Origin of the sequence: Mycobacterium sp. WMMD1722, assembly GCF_049315205.1 — a bacterium.
Classification (GTDB): Bacteria; Actinomycetota; Actinomycetes; order Mycobacteriales; family Mycobacteriaceae; genus Mycobacterium.
In genome coordinates this window covers 2456970-2477527 of the sequence record NZ_CP186056.1, presented here as the reverse complement: position 1 = coordinate 2477527, position 20558 = coordinate 2456970, and the positions used below count along the sequence as shown (strand labels likewise).

Annotated in this window: 19 protein-coding genes and 2 riboswitches; of the genes, 7 read left to right on the top strand and 12 right to left on the bottom strand. The window is 67.5% G+C overall.

All coding sequences use genetic code 11. The features are described from left to right. Positions 1 to 20 precede the first annotated feature (20 nt). Entirely contained in the window at positions 21 to 1358 is a 1338-nt protein-coding gene (locus ACN27E_RS11755; protein WP_422749246.1) for a bifunctional o-acetylhomoserine/o-acetylserine sulfhydrylase, read from the bottom strand. A 38-nt stretch (positions 1359 to 1396) separates the two neighbouring features. Beyond that, a riboswitch (SAM riboswitch) is annotated at positions 1397 to 1516 on the bottom strand. A gap of 129 nt (positions 1517 to 1645) precedes the next feature. Between ACN27E_RS11755 and ACN27E_RS11750 the strand changes: the two genes are divergently transcribed. Together ACN27E_RS11750 and ACN27E_RS11745 are read left to right on the top strand one after the other, a co-directional pair. Beyond that, entirely contained in the window at positions 1646 to 3928 is a 2283-nt protein-coding gene (locus tag ACN27E_RS11750; RefSeq protein ID WP_422749244.1) for an NADP-dependent isocitrate dehydrogenase, read from the top strand. Between the two features lie 71 nt (positions 3929 to 3999). Next, complete coding sequence (locus tag ACN27E_RS11745; protein ID WP_422749243.1) at positions 4000 to 4125, top strand: hypothetical protein; 126 nt, start codon at positions 4000 to 4002, stop codon at positions 4123 to 4125. Here the strand turns inward: ACN27E_RS11745 and ACN27E_RS11740 are convergent. Further along, complete coding sequence (locus ACN27E_RS11740; protein WP_422749241.1) at positions 4115 to 4942, bottom strand: alpha/beta fold hydrolase; 828 nt, start codon at positions 4940 to 4942, stop codon at positions 4115 to 4117. The two genes, ACN27E_RS11745 and ACN27E_RS11740, sit on opposite strands and share 11 nt — an antisense overlap. A gap of 62 nt (positions 4943 to 5004) precedes the next feature. Here ACN27E_RS11740 and ACN27E_RS11735 point away from each other — a divergent pair, with 62 nt between their 5' ends. Then, positions 5005 to 5802, top strand: a complete 798-nt coding sequence (locus ACN27E_RS11735) for an exodeoxyribonuclease III (protein ID WP_422749239.1) — start codon at positions 5005 to 5007, stop codon at positions 5800 to 5802. Here the strand turns inward: ACN27E_RS11735 and ACN27E_RS11730 are convergent, their stop codons facing one another. Then, positions 5803 to 6831, bottom strand: a complete 1029-nt coding sequence (locus ACN27E_RS11730; protein WP_422749824.1) for an esterase/lipase family protein — start codon at positions 6829 to 6831, stop codon at positions 5803 to 5805. A 56-nt stretch (positions 6832 to 6887) separates the two neighbouring features. On the opposite strand from ACN27E_RS11730, the gene trpS reads away from it, so the two are divergent. Together trpS and yhjD are read left to right on the top strand one after the other, a co-directional pair. Next, entirely contained in the window at positions 6888 to 7922 is a 1035-nt protein-coding gene (gene trpS / locus ACN27E_RS11725) for a tryptophan--tRNA ligase (protein WP_422749237.1), read from the top strand. Between the two features lie 15 nt (positions 7923 to 7937). Continuing rightward, on the top strand, positions 7938 to 8963 hold the full coding sequence (yhjD, locus tag ACN27E_RS11720) for an inner membrane protein YhjD (protein WP_422749235.1): 1026 nt from the start codon (positions 7938 to 7940) through the stop codon (positions 8961 to 8963). Here the strand turns inward: yhjD and ACN27E_RS11715 are convergent. Beyond that, the gene (locus ACN27E_RS11715) at positions 8957 to 9274 is read right to left on the bottom strand and encodes a DMT family transporter (RefSeq protein WP_422749233.1); all 318 of its coding nucleotides are present in this window, start codon (positions 9272 to 9274) and stop codon (positions 8957 to 8959) included. The genes yhjD and ACN27E_RS11715 overlap by 7 nt on opposite strands. Positions 9275 to 9285: 11 nt before the next feature. Continuing rightward, positions 9286 to 9350: riboswitch (guanidine-III (ykkC-III) riboswitch) on the bottom strand. Positions 9351 to 9408: 58 nt separating this feature from the next. Between ACN27E_RS11715 and ACN27E_RS11710 the strand changes: the two genes are divergently transcribed. Continuing rightward, positions 9409 to 10272, top strand: coding sequence for an NAD(P)H-dependent flavin oxidoreductase (locus ACN27E_RS11710; RefSeq protein WP_422749822.1), 864 nt, complete (start codon positions 9409 to 9411; stop codon positions 10270 to 10272). On the opposite strand, the gene ACN27E_RS11705 is transcribed toward ACN27E_RS11710, so the two are convergent. The 4 genes from ACN27E_RS11705 to ACN27E_RS11690 form a co-directional block, all read right to left on the bottom strand. Further along, positions 10250 to 11479 (bottom strand): D-alanyl-D-alanine carboxypeptidase family protein, encoded by a 1230-nt coding sequence (locus ACN27E_RS11705; RefSeq protein WP_422749231.1) that lies wholly within the window; start codon positions 11477 to 11479, stop codon positions 10250 to 10252. The genes ACN27E_RS11710 and ACN27E_RS11705 overlap by 23 nt on opposite strands. Positions 11480 to 11551: 72 nt before the next feature. Continuing rightward, positions 11552 to 12556 carry an SMP-30/gluconolactonase/LRE family protein gene (locus ACN27E_RS11700; protein ID WP_422749820.1) on the bottom strand — a complete coding sequence of 335 codons (1005 nt, stop codon included), beginning with the start codon at positions 12554 to 12556 and terminating at the stop codon, positions 11552 to 11554. An 11-nt stretch (positions 12557 to 12567) separates the two neighbouring features. Then, complete coding sequence (locus tag ACN27E_RS11695) at positions 12568 to 13956, bottom strand: aspartate aminotransferase family protein (protein ID WP_422749229.1); 1389 nt, start codon at positions 13954 to 13956, stop codon at positions 12568 to 12570. Then, on the bottom strand, positions 13953 to 14474 hold the full coding sequence (locus tag ACN27E_RS11690; protein ID WP_422749228.1) for an Lrp/AsnC family transcriptional regulator: 522 nt from the start codon (positions 14472 to 14474) through the stop codon (positions 13953 to 13955). The genes ACN27E_RS11695 and ACN27E_RS11690 overlap by 4 nt, the downstream gene beginning before the upstream one ends. Before the next feature lie 123 nt (positions 14475 to 14597). Between ACN27E_RS11690 and ACN27E_RS11685 the strand changes: the two genes are divergently transcribed. Next, entirely contained in the window at positions 14598 to 16088 is a 1491-nt protein-coding gene (locus ACN27E_RS11685; protein ID WP_422749227.1) for a gamma-aminobutyraldehyde dehydrogenase, read from the top strand. A gap of 53 nt (positions 16089 to 16141) precedes the next feature. Here the strand turns inward: ACN27E_RS11685 and ACN27E_RS11680 are convergent, their stop codons facing one another. Genes ACN27E_RS11680 through ACN27E_RS11665 form a run of 4 tightly spaced genes read right to left on the bottom strand, consistent with a single transcriptional unit; the run spans position 16142 to position 20515 of the window. Further along, positions 16142 to 16780, bottom strand: a complete 639-nt coding sequence (locus ACN27E_RS11680) for a 3-oxoacid CoA-transferase subunit B (protein WP_422749225.1) — start codon at positions 16778 to 16780, stop codon at positions 16142 to 16144. Then, positions 16777 to 17580 (bottom strand): CoA transferase subunit A, encoded by an 804-nt coding sequence (locus tag ACN27E_RS11675; protein ID WP_422749224.1) that lies wholly within the window; start codon positions 17578 to 17580, stop codon positions 16777 to 16779. The genes ACN27E_RS11680 and ACN27E_RS11675 overlap by 4 nt, the downstream gene beginning before the upstream one ends. After that, on the bottom strand, positions 17577 to 18707 hold the full coding sequence (locus ACN27E_RS11670; RefSeq protein ID WP_422749223.1) for an ABC transporter ATP-binding protein: 1131 nt from the start codon (positions 18705 to 18707) through the stop codon (positions 17577 to 17579). The genes ACN27E_RS11675 and ACN27E_RS11670 overlap by 4 nt, the downstream gene beginning before the upstream one ends. Continuing rightward, positions 18707 to 20515, bottom strand: coding sequence for an ABC transporter permease subunit (locus ACN27E_RS11665; protein WP_422749221.1), 1809 nt, complete (start codon positions 20513 to 20515; stop codon positions 18707 to 18709). The genes ACN27E_RS11670 and ACN27E_RS11665 overlap by 1 nt, the downstream gene beginning before the upstream one ends. Positions 20516 to 20558: the final 43 nt, after the last annotated feature.

The following is a 20558-nucleotide window of genomic DNA, read 5'->3' as shown; positions in this document are numbered from 1 at the left end:
AAACTCCCTCGAACCGTCGCTCAGGAGACCGCAGCCGTCTGCGCGTCGGCGGGTGCGCCGACCGCCGCGGCAGCCCGGAACCCCTGCTCGAGGTCGGCGAGGATGTCGTCGATGCCCTCGATGCCGACGGCCAGGCGCACCAGCCCCGGAGTGACACCGGTGGCGAGTTGTTCGGTGGGGGAGAGCTGGGCGTGGGTGGTGGACGCCGGATGGATGACCAGGGAACGCACGTCACCGATGTTCGCGACGTGGCTGTGCAGGGTCAGCGCGTTGACGAACGCTTTGCCGGCATCCACCCCGCCGGCCAGCTCGAATGCCAGCACCGCCCCGGTTCCCTTGGGCGCCAGCCGCTTTGCGCGCTCGTGCCACGGCGAGCTGGGCAGCCCCGCGTAGTTCACCGACAGCACGTCGGGATGGTCGGCGAGATACTCGGCGACGCGCTGGGCGTTCTGCACGTGGCGCTCGATGCGCAGGCTCAGTGTCTCGAGTCCCTGCGCGATGAGGAAGGCGTTGAACGGGGCGGGCGCCGACCCGAGGTCGCGCAGCAGCTGCACCCGCGCCTTGAGCGCAAAGGCCGGTGGGCCGAGTTCGGCGAACACCACCCCGTGGTAGGAGGGGTCGGGTGTGGTGAAGCCGGGGAAGTTGCCGTTGGTCCAGTCGAATGTGCCGCCGTCGACGATGACACCGGCGATCGCGTTCCCGTGGCCCCCGAGGTATTTGGTCGCCGAGTGCACGACGATGTCGGCGCCATGGCTCAGCGGTTGGATCAGATACGGGGTGGCGATGGTGTTGTCGACGATCAGTGGCACACCGTGCTCATGTGCGACGGCGGCGACCGACGGAATGTCGAGCACATCGATCTTCGGGTTGGAGATCGTCTCGCCGAAGAAGGCCTTGGTGTTGGGCCGCACCGCAGCCCGCCACGACGCGGGATCGTCGGGATCGTCGACGAAACTCACCTCGATGCCGAGCTTGGCCAGCGTGTAGTGGAACAGGTTGTAGGTGCCGCCGTAGAGGCGCGGAGAGGACACGATGTGGTCGCCGGCGCCGGCGAGGTTGAGGATCGCGAAGGTCTCCGCGGCCTGCCCGGATGCCAGGAACAACGCCGCCACACCGCCCTCGAGCGCCGCGATGCGCTGCTCGACGACATCGGTGGTCGGGTTCATGATCCGGGTGTAGATGTTGCCGGTCTCGGCCAATCCGAACAGCGCCGCGGCGTGGTCGGTGTCGCGGAAGGTGTAGCTGGTGGTCTGGTAGATCGGCAGGGCCCGCGCATTGGTCACCGCATCGGGGGTCTGTCCGGCGTGGATCTGCTTGGTCTCGAACGACCAGGACGTGCTGGGATCTGATTGGGTCATCGACGTTCCTCCATGAAACTGGGGCCCGTTTCACGGCGGACCCGCGCTTGCCTTATAGCCGTGGGCGGCTACTCAACCTGGTCGTCTCCCGGGGCACCCCACCGCGGTTGGAGGGTTGCCGGCCAGCAAGCCGGGGCTTGACGCTGGCACTCATGACCGGTTCGAAGCTTAGCGCACGGATTGACGGTGGTGCCACCAGGTGATCACGCGGACCTCCTCCCCGGGTAGCGTCAGAGGCGACGCGGGAGACCCTCGAATCCATAGCCGCCGACGCCGGGAGAGTGACCATGAGTGACGACCAGCCGACGATCATCTACACCCTGACCGACGAGGCGCCGATGCTCGCCACGTTCGGATTCCTACCCATCATCCGGACGTTCGCCGAACCGGCGGGCATCACCGTGAAGACCAGTGACATCTCGGTCGCGGGCCGCATCCTGGCCGAGTTCAGCGACCGCCTCCCGGAGGATCAGCGGGTCCCGGACAACCTGGCCGAACTCGGTGCCCTGACCCAGGAACCCGACACCACGATCATCAAGCTGCCCAACATCAGTGCCTCGGTGCCGCAGCTGCTCGCGGCGATCAAGGAGCTGAAGTCCAAGGGCTACGACCTGCCGGACTATCCCGGTGATCCGAAGACCGACGAGGAACGCGAGATCAAGGAGCGCTACTCGAAAATCCTCGGCAGTGCGGTCAATCCCATTCTGCGCGAGGGCAATTCGGACCGGCGCGCGCCCAAGGCGGTCAAGGAGTACGCCCGTAAGCATCCGCACAGCATGGGCGCCTGGTCGCAGGCCTCCCGCACGCACGTCGCGACCATGAAGCACGGCGACTTCTACCACGGCGAGAAGTCGATGACCCTGGACAAGGACCGCCGGGTCAAGATGGTGCTGACCCCGGCCGGAAAGGGCGACGGGGAGGCCGCCGGGGAGGCCGCCGGGGAGGCCGGCGGGGAGGCCATTGTCTTGAAGCCCGAGGTGAAGCTCGGTGCCGGCGACATCATCGACAGCATGTTCATGAGCAAGAAGGCGCTCGTGGAGTTCTTCGAGGCCGAGATCGAGGACGCCTACAAGACCGGCGTGATGTTCTCGCTGCACGTCAAGGCCACCATGATGAAGGTCTCCCACCCGATCGTCTTCGGCCATGCGGTCAAGACGTTCTACAAGGAGGCCTTCGCCAAGCACCAGCAGGTGCTCGACGAACTCGGTGTCAACGTCAACAACGGCATGTCGGATCTCTACGACAAGATCGAGTCGCTGCCCGCCTCGCAGCGCGAGGAGATCATCCAGGACATCCACGCCGTCCACGAACACCGTCCCGAATTGGCGATGGTGGACTCCGCGCGGGGCATCACCAACTTCCATTCGCCCAGCGACGTCATCGTCGACGCGTCGATGCCCGCGATGATCCGGCTCGGCGGAAAGATGTACGGCGCCGACGGCCGCACCAAGGACACCAAGGCCGTCAACCCGGAATCGACCTTCTCCCGCATCTATCAGGAGATGGTGAACTTCTGTAAGACCCACGGCCAGTTCGACCCCACGACCATGGGCACCGTCCCCAATGTCGGTCTGATGGCGCAGAAGGCCGAGGAGTACGGCAGCCACGACAAGACCTTCGAGATCCCCACCGACGGCGTCGCCGACATCGTCGACATCGACACCGGCGAGGTGCTGCTCAGCCAGAACGTCGAGGCCGGCGACATCTGGCGGATGCCGATCGTGAAGGACGCGGCGATCCGCGACTGGGTGAAGCTGGCCGTCAACCGGGCCCGCGCGTCGGGGATGACGGCGGTGTTCTGGCTGGACACCGAGCGTCCGCATGAGGCCGAGCTCCGCAACAAGGTCAAGGAGTACCTCAAAGACCACGACACCGAGGGTCTGCAGATCCAGATCATGCCGCAGGTGTGGGCGATGCGGTACACCCTCGAACGGGTGATCCGCGGCCAGGACACCATCGCCGTCACCGGCAACATCCTGCGCGACTACCTCACCGACCTGTTCCCAATCCTGGAACTCGGCACCAGCGCCAAGATGCTCTCGATCGTGCCGCTGATGGCCGGCGGCGGACTCTACGAGACCGGCGCGGGCGGTTCGGCCCCCAAACACGTGCATCAGCTGGTCGAGGAGAACCACCTGCGGTGGGATTCGCTCGGCGAGTTCCTGGCGCTGGGCGCCTGCTTCGAGGACATGGGCGACAAAGCCGGGAACAAGCGGGCCGTACTGCTCGGCAAGACACTGGACGCCGCGATCGGCAAGCTGCTCGAGAACGACAAGAGCCCGTCGCGCAAGGCCGGTGAACTCGACAACCGCGGCAGCCAGTTCTATCTCGCTCTGTACTGGGCCCAGGAATTGGCCGGTCAGGACGACGACGAGGAGCTCCGCGATCACTTCGCCGCGCTCGCCAAGACCCTCGGTGAGAACGAGGAGACGATCGTCAAGGAATTCGCCGAGGTACAGGGCGAATCCGTCGACATCGGCGGCTACTACCGGCCGGACAACGACAAGACCACCGCCGTCATGCGGCCCAGCAAGACGTTCAACGAGGCCTTGGAGGGCGCCCGCGACTGAGCGCCGGGTTAACCCGCGGGGGGCTCGGGTACCCCCCGCGGGACCGCGACAGTCGACCGCCAGGAGGCGCAGTGACATCCCCAAGCGAGGGCTACAACACGTCCGAAACCCCGTCCGAGGAGGACGTGGTGGCCACGCCGGCGACGCCCGGCGCCGAAGGGCTCTCGACCGACGTGCAGGAGGGTCCTACCCCGTAGCCCGCTTGGGGTCGGTGTGCTCGTCGATGAACTCGACGATCAGATCGGCGATGCGGCCGGGCGCCTCGAACATCGGGATGTGCCCGACGCCGTCGAGGTGGGTGACCCGGGTGTCCTCGGGCAGATGCGTGGTGAAGTGCCGGGTGAACCGCGGATGCGGCAGTACTCGGTCCTTCTCGCAGATCACCAGGTGAGTGGGCGAGCGGCCCTCGGCGATCTCGAGCAACCCCGGCAACGTCAGCGACTTGACCAGTAACTGGTAGTAGGCCGGGCAGTGCGATACGTCGTCGATGATGTCGGCGACGTCCTCGTCGGTCAGTCCGTCGGCGTTGGCGCTGACGGCTGGATAAGCCAGGTGGCGGGTGATCGGCAGCTTGAGCACCCGCTCCTTGAGCACCAGTGCGACCAGCCAGATCGGCAACCCGGCGAGGAACTTGGCGACGATCTCGAACTTGGCCGGGGTGAAGTGGCGCCAGCCGCCGGCGGGTGCGATGCCGGTAAGGGTGCGCGCCCGGCCGCGACGTTCCAGCTCGAAGGCCACCCAGCCGCCGAGCGAGTTGCCGACGACGTGCGCGGTGTCCCAGCCCAGCTCGTCCATCCGGCGTTCGACATCGTCGGCCAGCGACCCACTGTCTAGGAAGAACGGACCCTTACGGCCGCCGTTGTGGCCCAGCATGGTGGGGGCGTACACCTCGAAACGGCCGGTGTTCGCGACCTGGGGCACGACCTTCTTCCACACGTTCTGCGACATCATGAACGGATGCAGCATCAGGATCGGCTCGCCGGATCCCTCATGGATCGGTGCGCGTTCGGTCATGCTGCCCGACACTAAAGGTGATACCGCCGGTACCGCAAGAGTGTGAACTAGGGTCTGGCGCCGTGATGGTGAGCACCGTGAACGTCAACGGCATCCGCGCGGCGGTCAAACAGCGATCCCCCGAGAACCTCGGCCTGCTGGCCTGGCTCGCCGACACCCGGTCGGATGTCGTCTGCCTGCAGGAGACCCGCGCCGACGACGAGCAGCTGGCCGCGGCGCTGGCCCCGGCGCTGACCGCCGGCTGGCAGCTGGCCTCGGCCAGCCCGCACCTCAAGGGTCGCAACGGTGTGGCGGTGCTCTCGCGGCACCGGATCGGCGCGACGCGACACCTGGAGTCCGACGAGTTCGCCGATCACGGGCGTTACCTCGAGGTCGACACCGGCGGGATCACCGTGGCCAGCGTGTACGTGCAGACCGGCGAGGCAGGTACCGAGCGTCAGCTCGAGAAAGAACGCTTCATGGCCGTCCTCGCCGCACGGATGGCCGAGATCCGCGACACCGACGCGGTGGTGTGCGGTGACTGGAACATCGCCCACAGCGAATTGGACATCAAGAACTGGAAGGGCAACGTCAAGAAATCCGGGTTCCTGCCCAGCGAACGGCAATGGTTGACCGACCTGCTCGGCACCGGATGGGTCGACGTGGTGCGCATGCTGCACCCGGGCGTTCCCGGGCCGTATGCGTGGTGGTCCTGGCGTGGCCGCGCCTTCGACAACGACGCCGGGTGGCGGATCGACTATCAACTGGCGACCCCTTCGCTGGCGCCACGGGCGCACACCGGGCGGGTCGAACGCGCCCAGGCTTATGCGTTGCGGTGGTCCGACCACGCGCCGGTCACCGTCGACTACCGCCCGGTGTGATCAGGCCGCCGGACAGCCTTCGCGGTTCGGCCCGTCGGTCGAGGCGTTCTGCACGGCCTGGTGTACGACGTCGAGCACCCTCGGATCCCAGGTCAACGCCGTGTCCCACGCCAGGCCGGTCTGATTGGACACGAAGATGCTGTGGGTGTCGTCGAAGGTGTGGCAGCGGCGGTGTGGCAACACCGGATCACCGACGTCGGCAGCCAGTGCGCTGCGCAATGCGACTAGACCGTCGTTGGGCCACACCGCCGGATTCGCCCGCCCGGCCACCGTGAACCGGTTGCCGCCGATCAGCGTCACCGCGATGTCGTCGAGCACGCCGGACTGGAAGTCGTTCCACCCGTCGTCGCCGGTCAGGTACGCCGCGGTGACCTCGCGGCCGGATCCGGCCACCAGCCGCTCGACCTCGGCTTTCATCGCCTTCATGCCGGCTTCGCAGAAGCTGTCGCCCAGACAGTCGGTGAGGGCGAGATCACCGTTGGCATAGTCGGCCAGATACGTCCCCTGCCACGGGGTGCCGATGGTGGTCAGGGACCGCACCTGTACTGGTGCACCGGTGGTGGCCAGCACCCGGATCGCCGAGCGGGAGTACAGGCCGCCCATCGAGTGGGCGACCAGGTCCACCTCGCCGACGCCCTTCTCGGTGTGCAGCCAATTCAGGAACCGAGCCAGGTGCTCACCGGCCAGGTCGATGCTGCCGGTCGAGTTCACCGTCAGGTTGTCCGGCAGAGTCACCGGGCACACCCCGAAGGCGCCGAACCCGGTCTGATCTCGCACCTGCCCGCGTCCGGCCATGGCCGGTGCGGTGAACACGGTCATCCCCTGGCCGAGGAGGTGTTCGCGCAGGGCGGTGTCGGTGTTGCCGGCCGCCAATCCGGTGACGCAGGCCTGATCGGGTGTGGTGAACGGGCTCGTGGCGTTTCCGCCCGAGACGATCACCACCGCGCGTGAGGTGTCGTCCTGTCCGGTGTCGCGTTGGCACCCGACCGCCGATGCCAACAGCACTGCCAGGACGGTCACCGCCATCATTCGTCGCACCGCGCGAATGATAGGGGTGAAACGGTCCGTGAAATGATCTTTTCACCATGAACTCACCCGTCGAGACCCCGCCCGCGGTGCCCCGTGTCGTGTTCTCCGGTGTGCAGCCGACCTCCGATTCGCTGCACCTGGGTAATGCGCTGGGGGCCGTCACCCACTGGACGGCGCTGCAGGACGACTACGACGCCTACTTCTGCGTCGTCGACCTGCATGCCATCACCGTCGCCCAGGACCCCGCGACACTGCGCCGCCGCACGCTGATCACCGCCGCGCAGTATCTGGCGCTGGGCATCGACCCGGCCCGCAGCACCGTCTTCGTGCAGAGCCACGTCCCCGCGCACACCGAATTGGCCTGGGCGCTGGGCTGTTTCACCGGTTATGGGCAGGCCGCACGGATGACTCAGTTCAAGGACAAGTCGCAGAAGGAGGGCGCGGACGCCACCACCGTCGGGTTGTTCACCTACCCGGTGTTGATGGCCGCCGACGTCCTGCTCTACGACACCGATCTGGTGCCCGTCGGTGAGGATCAGCGCCAGCATCTCGAACTGGCCCGGGATGTGGCCCAGCGGTTCAACTCGCGGTTCGCCGACACCTTCGTCATCCCCGAGGCGCTGATCCCCAAGGCCACCGCCAAGATCTACGATCTGGCCGAGCCGACGGCGAAGATGAGCAAGTCCGCGGCCACCCCGGCCGGTCTGATCAGCCTGCTCGACGATCCGAAAGTCACCGCCAAGAAGATCCGCTCGGCCGTCACCGACAGTGAGCGCGAGATCCGCTTCGATCCGGTCGCCAAGGCCGGGGTGTCGAATCTGCTGACCATCCAGTCGGCGGTCACCGGCAGGGAGGTGGACGCGCTCGTCGACGCGTATCAGGGCCGCGGCTACGGGGATCTGAAGAAGGACACCGCCGAGGCGGTGGTGGAGTTCGTCACGCCGATCAAGACCCGGGTCGACGAACTGCTCGCCGATCCCGCCGAATTGGAAGCCGTATTGGCCGCCGGGGCCGAGCGGGCGCGGGAGGTGTCTGCGACCACGCTGCAGCGGGTATACGACCGGCTGGGTTTCCTGCCCGCGCGGCGCTGACGACTGGAGACAGGTGTGGACGAACCGGCCGAGCCGGGGCTGCTCGACCGGCTGCAGGCGCGCTACGAATGGTTCGACCACGTCATGCGGGCCCAGCAGCGCTATCAGCAGAGCAAGGGCGACTTCTACGCCGCGGGCATCACGTATTTCACCGTGTTCGCGCTGTTCCCGCTGGCGATGGTGGGCTTCTCGGCCGCCGGCTTCGTGCTCGCCAGCCGGCCCGGACTGCTGTTCGAGGTGGAGAACCGCATCCGCGAGTCGGTCTCCGGCAATTTCAGCCAGCAGCTGATCGAGCTGATGGACGCCGCGATCCAGTCGCGTACCTCGGTGGGACTCATCGGTTTGGCGACGGCCGCGTGGGCAGGTCTGGGTTGGATGGCCAATCTGCGTGAGGCGCTGAGCCAGATGTGGGGTCTGCAGCGCGGTGAGAAGGCCGGCTTCCTGCGCACCAAACTCTCCGACCTGGGGGCGCTCGCGTCGACGTTCCTGGCGCTGGTGCTCACCATCGCGCTGACCGCCCTGGGCGACCGCGGACTGATCAAGAGGATTCTCGCCTGGTTCCAGGTGCCCGAGATCCCCGGCTTGAGCATCGGGCTGAAGATCCTCTCGCTGTTGGTCGCGATATTCGTGTCCTGGATGTTGTTCACCTATCTGATCGCGCGGTTGCCGCGCGAGTCGATCAGCTTCCGCAGTTCGGTGCGCGCCGGACTGCTCGCCGCGGTGGCGTTCGAACTGTTCAAGCAGCTCGGTTCGGTGTACCTGCAGTCGGTGGTGAGCGGTCCGGCGGGCGCGACGTTCGGTCCGGTACTCGGGCTGATGGTGTTCGCCTACATCACCTCGCGATTGATCCTGTTCGCCACGGCGTGGGCGGCGACGTCACCGGACAACATGCTGGCCGCACCGGTCGATCCGCCGAATCCGGCGCAGATCGTGACCCGGGTCGCCAACGACGCCCGGGTGGGACTGTCCGCGGCGGTGGTCGCCGCGGCAGTGGGAGCGCTTGGCGCAGTGGGCTTTTCGCGCCTACGTCGACGTCAGTGACCGACCACCTTGAGCCCGACGACGCATCCGACGATGCCGAGCATCAGCAGAATCTTGACCAGTGAAGCGGTCTCCTCGCCGGTGATCATCGCGTAGGCGACGGTCAGCACGGCGCCGATGCCGACCCATACCGCGTAGCTGGTGCCGGTCGGCAGGGTGCGCATCGCGACCGCCAGACCGCCCATCGACAGGGCGAGCGCGACGAAGAAGACGACCGATGGGACCAGGCGGGTGAACCCCTCGGAGCGGCCGAGCGCGGTCGCCCACACCGATTCGAAGACCCCCGACACCACAAGAATCACCCACGCCACGACACACCTCCGAAGCGCCGTCTTGTCGCTGGCCGGGTACGGTGCCGCTCGTCCGGTGTCATCTGCCTGACCCCTCGACGGTAGCAAGGCGGTAGCGTCGCGCCGTGCCGCTGCAGACGCCGTGGGCCCGGTCGATGGGGCTCGATGCGCCGATCGTCAACGCCCCGATGGGCAGTGCCGCGGGCGGGCGGCTGGCCGCCGCGGTGTCCCGCGCCGGGGGACTGGGCATGGTCGGGATGGGCAGCTCGGCGACCGACGCCCTGCTGCGCGACGAGCTCCGCCACATCCGTGACCTGGGTCTGCCGTTCGGCATCGGCCTGGTGCACTGGGTGATGACGGCGCAGCCCGCACTGCTGGACACCGCGCTCGCGGCCGGGCCGGCGCTGCTGAGCGTCAGCTTCGGCCAGGACTGGTCGTGGATCGACCGAGCCAGGGCCGCCGGCGTCAGGACGGTCACGCAGGTGGCCGATCTCACCACCGCACGCCGCGCGGTCGAGGCCGGTGTCGACGTCCTGGTGGCGCGCGGCGCGGAGGGAGGCGGGCACGGTGAACCGCGGATCGGCACCTTGGCGCTGCTCGCCGACGTCCTCGATGCCGTGGCCGTGCCGGTGCTGGCGGCCGGCGGTATCGCCTCGTCCCGCGGCCTGGCCGCGGTGCTGGCCGCGGGCGCCTCAGGGGCCTGGATCGGCACCGCTTTCGCCGCCTGCCCCGAGGCGATCACGGCGCCGGACGCGCGCTCCGCACTGCTCGCCGCCGCGGGCAGCCGGACCACGTTGACTCGCGAATTCGACGACGCGCAGGGTTATCCATGGCCCGAGGCACTGCCCGAACGGGTGCTCACCGACGATGCCGGAGCGGCAACACCGGTGAATGCCGGACAGGGCGTCGGCATGGTCACCGTCGCCGAACCCGTGGATGCGCTGATCACCCGGTTGTGCGCCGGCGCACAGGACCTGCTGAGGCGGTGGGCGGGATCTAGTGCTGGGGGCGGCGGTTGAGTGAACGTGCGGCCATGATGAGGGTGAAGACGATGATGGCGCCGATGACGCCGACGCCCACCCGCACCGGCATGGCATCGGCAGCCGGCAATACCGCGGCCGCCTGCGCGGCGGCGTCGGTCTCGGCGGTCTCCGGCTTCGGGTCCAGCGACGGATCGGGTTCGATCAGCGTGCCCACCTTGGTGCCCTGGGGGAGGCCGAATCCGTAGTCCAGCAGCCGGGCCGCCTGCTCCCACGGGGCGATCGGTTGACGGGTACCGCGCAACAGCACCGCGACCAAGCGCCGGCCGTCGCGTTCGGCCCCACCGACGAAGGTCTGCCCGGCGTCGTCGGTGTAACCGGTCTTCCCGCCCAGCGCGCCGGGATAGTTGTAGAGCAGCTTGACGTCATTCTCGACCGGGTAGGGGGGATTGCCGTCGCGGCCGGGGAAGTCGTAGCTGCGGGTCGCCACGATGTCGCCGAAGGTCTTGTTGCGCCAGGCGTACCGGTAGAACAATCCGAGGTCGTAGGCCGACGTGCTCATACCGGGCCCGTCGAGTCCGGACGGGGTGGCGACACGGGTGTCGCGGCCGCCGAGCTTACTGGCGAGCTGGTTGAGTTTGAGCAGCGTGGTGTCCATGCCGCCGAGCTGCATCGCCAGCGCATGCGCCGCGTCGTTGCCCGAGTGCATCAGCAGTCCGTGCAGCAGATCGTTGACCGTGTAGAGGCCGCCGACGCCGACGCCGACGCGGGTGCCCTCCGCGTTGGCGTCCTCGGTGGTGCCGGGGACCGCCTTGGCGAGGTTGAGTTCTTTGAGCGACTGGATCGCGGTAAGCACCTTGATGACGCTGGCGGGCCGATGGCGGCCATGGGGATCGCGGGCGGCGATCACATCGCCGGTGTCGAGGTCGGCGACCAGCCAGGCCTCGGCGGACACGTCGCCGGGCACCGGCGGGGTGCCCGGTGCGGTGATGATCCCGCAGCTCGACAGGGCGTCACCACCGAGCGGAGTGGCGGGCACCGGCAGTGGCACCGGCGCGTCCTGCCCGGGCTCAGGGACCTCGGAGGCGTCGACGGCCGGGGGTGTCACCATGCGATAGGGGCAGGACGACTCCGGCGCCGGTTGCGCGGCCGCGGTCGGCGACGCGCAGACGGCGGGTGCGAGCAACAGCGCCGCCGCCGCGAGGAGCGACGCGGCGCGGGCCGGCAGTCTGCGTGAGGTCCCCATCAACAGCGCAGAATAGGCGATAGCGGCGGGGCGGGCGGGGAGGCTCGCTGTGACGCCTGAGACGCGTGTGAATCAGAGCGTGACGTCGGCCAGCGACACCGACGCCAGCGCCGACGCGCCGATGCAGCCCATCCACAGCCGGCCATCCGATTCCACGAGGCCGGTGACCATGCTGAATTCGGGGTGGCGGGTGCGCAGCCCGCCGATCACCGCGCCGCTGACCGGATCGAACGCCACCGCCCACACCTCAGGGGTGATCTGAGGTGCCAACCGGTCGGGTAGTCGCCACACCAGCTGACGCAGCAGCGGCAGCCGCGGCGCCAGCCACTCGGCGGTGGTGTTGGGGCGCGAGACCATCGCCACCCAGATGCGCCCGTCGACGCCCGTCGAGATGTTGTCGGGATAGCCCGGGAGGTTGGCCACCAGCGGTGTGATGGTCCCGCTCTGCGGTCCGGTCAGCCAGAGTTTGGACAGTCGCCGGCCGAGCGTCTCGGCGAACACGATCGCCGACCCATCCGCGGTCACCGTCACGCCGTTGGTGAAGTACAGATCGTCGGCCAGGGTGGTGACCGTGCCGTCGGGGTCGCGGCGGAACAGACCGCCCCGCCCCCGCGCCTCCAGCACCGCGCCCTTGAAGTGGGCGTAGGTGAACGCACTGGTCGATTCCGTGAAATAGATTGTGCCGTCGTCGGTCTCGATCACATTGGAGCAGAACTGGAGGTGTCTGCCGCCGACCTCCTCGACGAGCGGTTCCAGCCGACCGGTGTCCGGGTCGAGGGCCAGCAGCCCACGGGGGCTGTCGCACACCAAGATCCGGCCGTCGCGCGCGACCGTCAGACCCAGGGGTCGTCCGCCGGTGTCGGCGACCACGGTGGGCGCCCGGCCGTCGGCGTTCAGCCGCACGATGCGGCCGTCGTCGACACCGGTCCACAACCGGCCGGCGGCGTCGACGACGACGTCCTCCGGTGCGTGGCCGGGGACGGACGCCAGCGTCAGCGCCGGTGCCGCAAGCACGGGCAGCTCTTCGATCGGTGGCGGTTGCCACCGCACCGGGTCGATCGGCGGTTTGCCCGTCAGCGGGGGCACCCTCAGAGCCGCCGCCCCGCTTCGGTCAGCACGCTGCGCAGGATCTCGTAGATGGCGTCGAACTCCTGCTGCCCGCTGATCAGCGGCGGGGCCAGCTGGACGACCGGGTCGCCGCGGTCGTCGGCGCGGCAGTACAGACCGGCCTCCCACAGCGCCGGCGTCAGGAAACCGCGCAGCAGTCGCTCGGACTCCTCGTCGTTGAACGTCTCCTTGGTGGACTTGTCTTTGACCAGTTCGATGCCGTAGAAGTAGCCCTCGCCGCGCACATCGCCGACGATCGGCAGATCGTAGAGCTGTTCGAGCGTGGCCCGGAACGCCGGGGCGTTCTGCTTGACGCGGTCGTTGAGTCCCTCGCGCTCGAAGATGTCCAGGTTGGCCAGCGCGACCGCCGAGGACACCGGGTGACCACCGAAGGTGTAGCCGTGCCCGAACACCGTGGACCCGTCGTTGAACGGCTCGAACAGCCGGTCGCTGGCGATCATCGCGCCGATCGGGGAGTATCCCGAGGTCAACCCCTTGGCGCAGGTGATGATGTCGGGAACGTAGTCGAAATCGTTGCAGGCGAACATCGATCCGATGCGACCGTAGGCGCAGATCACCTCGTCGGAGACCAACAGCACGTCGTATTCGTCGCAGATCTCGCGGACCCGCTCGAAGTATCCCGGCGGGGGCGGGAAGCAGCCGCCGGCGTTCTGGACCGGCTCCAGGAAGACGGCGGCCACGGTGTCGGGGCCCTCGAATTCGATGGCCTCGGCGATCCGGTCCGCGCAATACCGGCCGAACGCCTTCTCGTCGGTGTCGTACGGTGCGGGTGCCCGGTAGAAGTTGGTGTTCGGCGCCCGGAAACCGCCGGGTACCAGCGGTTCGAACGGCGCCTTGAACGCCGGGATGCCGGTGATGGACAACGCGCCCTGCGGGGTGCCGTGGTAGGCGATGGATCGCGAAACCACCTTGTGCTTACCGGGTTTACCGGTCAGCTTGAAGAACTGCTTGGCGAGTTTCCACGCACTCTCGACGGCCTCGCCGCCACCGGTGGTGAAGAAGACGCGGTTCAGATCGCCCGGCGCGTATCCGGCGATCCGCTCGGCCAGTTCGACCGCGGGCGGCGTGGCGTAGGACCACAGCGGGAAGAACGACAGCTTCTCGGCCTGTTTGGCGGCGGCCTCGGCGAGTTCCTTGCGGCCGTGGCCGACCTGGACGACGAACAGCCCGCTCAGGCCGTCGATGTACTGCTTACCGGCGTCATCGTAGATGTGCACGCCCTCGCCGCGGGTGATGATCGGCGGGGTGATGCCTTCGCCGTGGCGGGCGAAATGGCCCCACAGATGGCGGTTGGCCTTGGCGGCCAGATCGGTGTGCTGGTCTTGCTCCGTTTCGGAAATGATGGTCATCGCGTTCCCCAATTGTATTGCTGTTTAACGAGTTTGAGATATACCAAGGTTTCGGTGGATATCACTCCCGGTAGTGCCCGGATTTTGGTGTTCAACAGGTCGAGCAGGTCGTCATCGTCTTCGCAGACCACCTCGGCGATGGCGTCGAACGATCCCGCCGTCAACACCACGTAGTCGACCGACGGCATCGCGGCGAGCTTCTCGGCGATCTTGGTGGTGTCGCCGGTGCAGCGGATGCCGATCATCGCCTGACGGGCGAAGCCCAGCTGCATGGGGTCGGTGACTGCCACGATCTGCATGACGCCCGCATCGACCATGCGCTGGACACGCTGGCGCACCGCGGCCTCGGACAGGCCGACGGCCTTACCGATCCCGGCGTACGAGCGGCGCCCGTCGGCCTGGAGCTTCTCGATGATGGCCTTGGAGAGCTCGTCGAGCTGGAAGTATGTCGGCGGGCGGGATTGGCTCACGCGCAACGGCACCGGCGCGACTTCGTGCTCGCCGTCAGGGTTGGCCATATCTGGCATTGTGCACGGATTCCGTTGTCAACGGCAACCAGATCTATGAAATCGATTGTTTCAGCCCGATGTCGGTGCAGTAATGCGTAGCCGAGCCTCGACCGGTCCGATAGCGTGGCGGGCATGACCGCAACGGTGAACTCGATAGCCAGCAGCTGGATCGACGGAGCGCCCGTGCAGACCGGCGGCGGCGTATTCGACATCATCGATCCGGCTACCGGCCGGGTCGTCACCGAATACGCCCGCGCCACGAATGCGGACGTCGACGTCGCGGTCGGGGCGGCCCGCAACGCCCTGCGCGGCTGGGCGAGCGCAACGCCGGCCGAACGCTCCGCGGTGCTGGCCAAGCTGGCCGTGCTGGCCGGCGACCACGCCGAGGACCTCGTCGCCGAAGAGGTCAGCCAGACCGGCAAGCCGATGCGGCTGGCACGGGAATTCGACGTGCCCGGCAGCGTGGACAACATCGACTTCTTCGCCGGCGCCGCCCGCCATCTGGAAGGCAAGGCGACCGCCGAGTACTCCGGGGATCACACCTCGAGCATCCGGCGGGAGGCGATCGGCGTCGTCGCCACCATCACGCCCTGGAACTACCCCCTGCAGATGGCGGTGTGGAAGGCGCTGCCCGCGCTGGCGGCCGGCTGCACGGTCGTCATCAAACCGTGCGAGCTGACCCCGCTGACCACGCTGACGCTGGCGCGGCTGGCCGGCGAGGCAGGCCTGCCTCCCGGAGTGCTCAACGTCGTCACCGGTCTGGGTGCTGACGTCGGCACCGCGCTGGCCGGCCATCCCGACGTCGATCTCGTGACGTTCACCGGCTCCACGCCGGTGGGCCGGAAGGTGATGTCCGCGGCCGCGGTCCACGGGCACCGCACCCAGCTCGAGCTCGGCGGCAAGGCGCCGTTCGTGGTGTTCGACGACGCCGACCTCGACGCCGCGATCCAGGGCGCAGTGGCCGGTTCGTTGATCAACACCGGCCAGGACTGCACGGCCGCGACGCGCGCGATCGTCGCGCGTGATCTCTACGACGACTTCGTCGCCGGCGTCGCCGAGGTCATGGGAAAGATCGTCGTCGGCGACCCGCACGACCCCGACACCGACCTCGGCCCGCTGATCTCCTTCGCCCACCGCGACAAGGTGGCGGGCATGGTGGATCGCGCGCCGGAGGAGGGCGGCCGGGTCGTCACCGGCGGGGCGGCGCCCGATCTGCCGGGAGCGTTCTACCGTCCGACGCTGATCGCCGATGTGTCCGAACAGTCCGAGGTGTACCGCGACGAGGTGTTCGGCCCGGTGCTGACCGTGCGGTCCTTCACCGACGACGACGACGCCCTGCGACAGGCCAATGACACCGCCTACGGGCTGGCCGCATCCGCATGGACCCGCGACGTGTACCGCGCGCAGCGGGCATCGCGGGAGATCAACGCCGGCTGCGTGTGGATCAACGACCACATCCCGATCATCAGCGAGATGCCGCACGGCGGCGTCGGTGCCTCGGGCTTCGGCAAGGACATGAGCGATTACTCCTTCGAGGAGTACCTCACCATCAAACACGTGATGAGCGATATCACCGCGGTGGCCGACAAGGAGTGGCACCGGACGGTGTTCAAGAAGCGGTAGTCCGCGTCGTCGTCAACCACGTCCAGCGCGTCGAGCGGATCCGGATCGGCCGATCAGTAGACCGGCCCGACCAGCGGAGCGTCGGTGACCGCCACGAGATCCTCGACCTGGACGTCGGGGGCGAGCTCGACGACCTGGAACGCCTCACCGGCGGTGTCGAAGACCCCGCGATCGGTGATGACTCGTGACACCACCGCGCGCCCGGTCAGGGGCAGGTCGCACTGGGCGACCAGCTTGGCCGCCCCGGATCTGGCGACATGGTCCATCACGACGATGACGCGGCGGGCACCGCTGACCAGATCCATGGCGCCGCCCATCCCTTTGACCATGGCACCGGGCACCATCCAATTGGCGAGATCGCCGGACGGCGACACCTGCATGCCGCCGAGGACGGCCACGTCGACGTGGCCGCCCCGAATCATCGCGAAGCTGGTCGCCGAATCGAAATACGATGCGCCCGCGACGACCGTCACCGCTTGTTTGCCCGCATTGATCACATCGGCGTCCACTTCATCTTCGAAGGGAAACGGCCCCACACCGAGGATGCCGTTCTCGGCGTGCAAGCTGACACCGGCGTCCTCGGCCAGGTATTCGGGGATCAACGTCGGCAGTCCGATACCGAGGTTGACGTAATCGCCGGCGTGCAGTTCTCGTGACGCACGGGCGGCCATCTCCGCATGCGTCCAGCTCACCGCGTTGCTCCAGAATGCGGGCGCGGCCGTACAGTCAATTTCTCGATGCGCTTGTGCGCCGCCTGCTCGGGGGTGAGGGCAACGACGCGTTGCACGAAGATCCCCGGCAGATGAATCGCATCGGGGTCCAGTTCGCCTGTCGGCACCACCTTTTCGGCCTCGACGATGGTGGTTCGGCCGGCCATCGCGGCGGCCGGGTTGAAATTCCTTGCCGCGGCGTGGAACACGCAGTTGCCCGCGGCGTCAGCCGCCGCTGCGCGGATGAGCGCGAAGTCTGTTCTGATGGACTCCTCCAGCAGCATCTGGCGGCCGCCGAAGGTGCGAATCTCCTTGGGAGGCGAAGCGATTGCGACGGTGCCGTCGGGATGGTAGCGCCATGGGAGGCCGCCCTCGGCGACCAGTGTGCCGACCCCGGTCGGAGTGAAGAAGGCGCCGATGCCACTTCCGCCGGCTCGCAATCGTTCGGCCAGCGTGCCCTGGGGAGTCAGCTCGACCGTCAGCTCGCCGGCGAGATACTGGCGGGCGAACTCCTTGTTGTCACCGACGTATGAGGCGATGACGCGGGCGATTCTGCGGGCCTCGAGCAGCAGACCCAGTCCGCCGCCGTCCACGCCGCAGTTGTTGCTCACGATCGTCAACTCAGCTGCGCCCCGGTCGAGCACCGCCTCGATGAGGAACCAGGGGATACCCGCGAGGCCGAATCCGCCCACCGCAACGCTGGCTCCGTCGGGGATGTCGGCCACCGCGTCGCTCGCCGAGGCGGCGATCTTGCTCACTGACCCATCGGCGTCCGGCGTCATCGCGGAATCACCAACGCGTGGCGGGCTTCCCACCCGAAGAGCACCCGTGCGCCCTCGTCACGTGGCTCCTCGCCGTCATACAGCAGCGCCGTGAGCCGCCCGAGTCGTTCGGACTCGACCACCACGCTGCGGCTGTTGCCGAGGAACGTCGACTCCACGATGTGGCCGGCCCCAACCACCTGGATACCCGGACGGGGAGCAGGTCGATCCGGGTGCCAGACCCACACACGTTCGGGCCGCACGATCGCCGCCAGGTCGGCATGGTCACCGGGCACGGCGTATCCACGCAGCGCCTCGAACTCGGTCTGCCCCGCAAGTGTCACTCGGGTGGTGTCTCCGGTGTGGCTCGAGGCGGTGGCCGGCCATCTGTTCACCTCGCCGACGAAGTCGGCGACGAACGAATCGCGGGGCCGGATGTACACCTGCTCGGGTGTGCCGACCTGTCTGATCTCACCGTGGTTCATGACCACGACGCGATCGGACATCGTGAACGCCTCCTCCTGATCGTGTGTGACGTAGAGCGTCGTGATGCCCGTCTCGCGCTGTACGCGCCGGATCTCCTGGCCCAACTGTTGGCGGAGTCTGCGGTCGAGTGCGCCGAGCGGTTCGTCGAGCAGCAGCACCTTCGGCACCGCCGAGATCGCGCGGCCGACGGCCACCCGCTGCTGCTGCCCGCCACTGAGCTGATCGGGCCGACGGTCGGCCAGCGCGGTCAGTTCGACAAGTTCGAGCACCTCTGCCACACGCTCGGCAGCCTCGTTGTCGGCGGTTTTGCGCACGTTGAGCGGGAAGCGGATGTTCTCGCGCGCCGTGAGATGGGGAAAGAGCGCGTAATTCTGGAAGACCAGACCGATCTCGCGCTTCTGCGGAGGCAGGTGGGTGATGTCGCGACCGGCGATCGAGACCGTTCCCGCCGTCGGCTCGATGAGACCGGCGATGATGTGCAGCAGCGAACTCTTGCCCGACCCGCTCGGTCCGAGCAGTGTCACGAACTCGCCCGGGCGCACATCGAGGGACACGTCGTCGAGGGCGGCCACACCGCCGTATTCGTGGCGGAGTTGCCGGATCTCGATGTATGACTGGTCGGCCGGCGGCGTGACGGAGTGCGCCACGTGGTCTTGGGTCATCATTTCGGTCCCTCGGAGGCGGGTGTGGAGGATTCGGGCGTGTTTGCGCGACGCGAGCGTGCGGTTTGGAGCGCGAGAAACGCAGCGCCCGAGACGAGAACGACCAGCATCAGCATGGCGCCGATTGCCGCGATCACGGGGCTCGACCCGCTCTTGAGCGAGGCGTAGAAGTTGACCGGAAGCGTCTTGTCGAAGCTGGTCTGGAACAGGGCGACAACCGCCTCGTCCCATGAACTGATGAATGCCAGGAGGGCGGCCCCGGTGATCGCCGGTATGACGGTCGGCATGACGACCTTCCGTAACGCGTAGGCCCGGCTCGAGCCCATGGTCCAGGCGGCCTTCTCCAGGCTGGGGTCGACGTTGTTCAGCGCCGCCGCGACGACCAGGTAGGTGAAGGGGAGCGCAAGAATTGTCTCGACCAGCACGAGCCCCCACCAGGTGCCCAAGGCGCCGATCCGGTTTTGGACGTCGAAGGTCCCGATGGCCAACAGGATCACCGGCACGATGACCGGTAGGTAGACGATGCCGACCAGGGTCGACTGCAGACGGGGTCGGTGGTCGAGTGCGCGGACCGACCGGGCGATGAAGACCGCCAGGATGACGCACAGCACGGCGACAGCCAGGCCGACGGTCACGCTCTTCTGAAGCGCCGCAGTCCACGTCCGGTCGGTCAGCGCAAGGTGATACCAGTCCAAGGTGAATCCGCGCGGTGGCCAGGCGATCGTCGCGTCGACCCCCCACGACAGCGGGAAGACGAAGGCGATCGGCGCGAAGAGGAACGCGATGACCAGAACCGTCACCGTCCACAGGCCGACTTTGGCCGGTCCGAACGGCATCGACGCCTGCCGGGATACACCTTTCGACGCGGTGATCGCGATTCCGGATCCGGCGGTCAGTCCGGTCATCCGGCCTGCCACCGCGAAACCGATGCAGGTGGCGATGAGCAGGACGACGCCGAACGCGCTGGCCGGACCCCACCGATAGTTCTGCACCTGGGTGGCGATGTAGGTGGAGATCGTGACGTCCTGCGGTCCGCCGAGGATCGCCGGAGTGAGGAAGAAGCCGGTGGCGATGATGAAGTTCAGCAGCAGCGCACCGATGATCGACTGACGGATCAGCGGCAGATACACCGACGTGAAGGCCTGCCGACTCGAGCACCCGAGCGACTTCGCCGCGCGGGTCAGATTCGGATCGACGCCGCTCATGGCCGCGAACAACACCAGGATCATGTACGGCAACAGGTAATTGACCATACCGATGACGGTTCCGGTGGCGTTGAACAGGAGGGGCTGGCGGCCCACTCCGATCGCCTCGAGGACTCCGTTGACCGGGCCGTTCGATGACAACAGTTCCAGAAAGGCGAACAGTCGCACGAGAATCGAAACCCAGAACGGAAGCAGCACCATCATGAACAGCGCCGTGGACATGGACCGGTGCAACCGGGACATCAGATAGGCGGTCGGGAACGCCAGAACGAAGGTGACCGCGGTCGATACGCCAGCCGTGATGACCGTGTTGACCAGCACGTCACGCAGCAGCGCATCGGTGAACAGGCTGACGTAGTTGACCATGGAGAAGTCCGACGGGCGGTAGGACAGCGAACCGTCGGCGCTGAGGCTGCGCAGGGCGATGCTGAGCAGCGGCCAGAAGAAGAACACGCCGTAGAGCGCGCCCAGAACGATCAAGGCCAGCGGGGTGGTCAGTGTCCGCGGCGGTCGAGAAGGACTCGGATGCACGGTATCTCGACCAGCGGGCGGGTCGGGTGGCTTCGGGTCGGCGCCCCGCTGCGCGGTTGTAGCGGTTCTCACAGATTCCTCTTGACGTGAGCTGGATTAAAGATACAGTTCGATC

Coding starts and splice junctions, on each gene's coding strand:
- ACN27E_RS11755 (WP_422749246.1), bottom strand. CDS start 1,358: ATGACCCAATCAGATCCCAGCACGTCCTGGTCGTTCGAGACCAAGCAG.
- ACN27E_RS11750 (WP_422749244.1), top strand. CDS start 1,646: ATGAGTGACGACCAGCCGACGATCATCTACACCCTGACCGACGAGGCG.
- ACN27E_RS11740 (WP_422749241.1), bottom strand. CDS start 4,942: ATGACCGAACGCGCACCGATCCATGAGGGATCCGGCGAGCCGATCCTG.
- ACN27E_RS11730 (WP_422749824.1), bottom strand. CDS start 6,831: ATGATGGCGGTGACCGTCCTGGCAGTGCTGTTGGCATCGGCGGTCGGG.
- trpS (WP_422749237.1), top strand. CDS start 6,888: ATGAACTCACCCGTCGAGACCCCGCCCGCGGTGCCCCGTGTCGTGTTC.
- ACN27E_RS11710 (WP_422749822.1), top strand. CDS start 9,409: ATGGGGCTCGATGCGCCGATCGTCAACGCCCCGATGGGCAGTGCCGCG.
- ACN27E_RS11705 (WP_422749231.1), bottom strand. CDS start 11,479: ATGGGGACCTCACGCAGACTGCCGGCCCGCGCCGCGTCGCTCCTCGCG.
- ACN27E_RS11695 (WP_422749229.1), bottom strand. CDS start 13,956: ATGACCATCATTTCCGAAACGGAGCAAGACCAGCACACCGATCTGGCC.
- ACN27E_RS11690 (WP_422749228.1), bottom strand. CDS start 14,474: ATGGCCAACCCTGACGGCGAGCACGAAGTCGCGCCGGTGCCGTTGCGC.
- ACN27E_RS11685 (WP_422749227.1), top strand. CDS start 14,598: ATGACCGCAACGGTGAACTCGATAGCCAGCAGCTGGATCGACGGAGCG.
- ACN27E_RS11675 (WP_422749224.1), bottom strand. CDS start 17,580: ATGACGCCGGACGCCGATGGGTCAGTGAGCAAGATCGCCGCCTCGGCG.
- ACN27E_RS11670 (WP_422749223.1), bottom strand. CDS start 18,707: ATGACCCAAGACCACGTGGCGCACTCCGTCACGCCGCCGGCCGACCAG.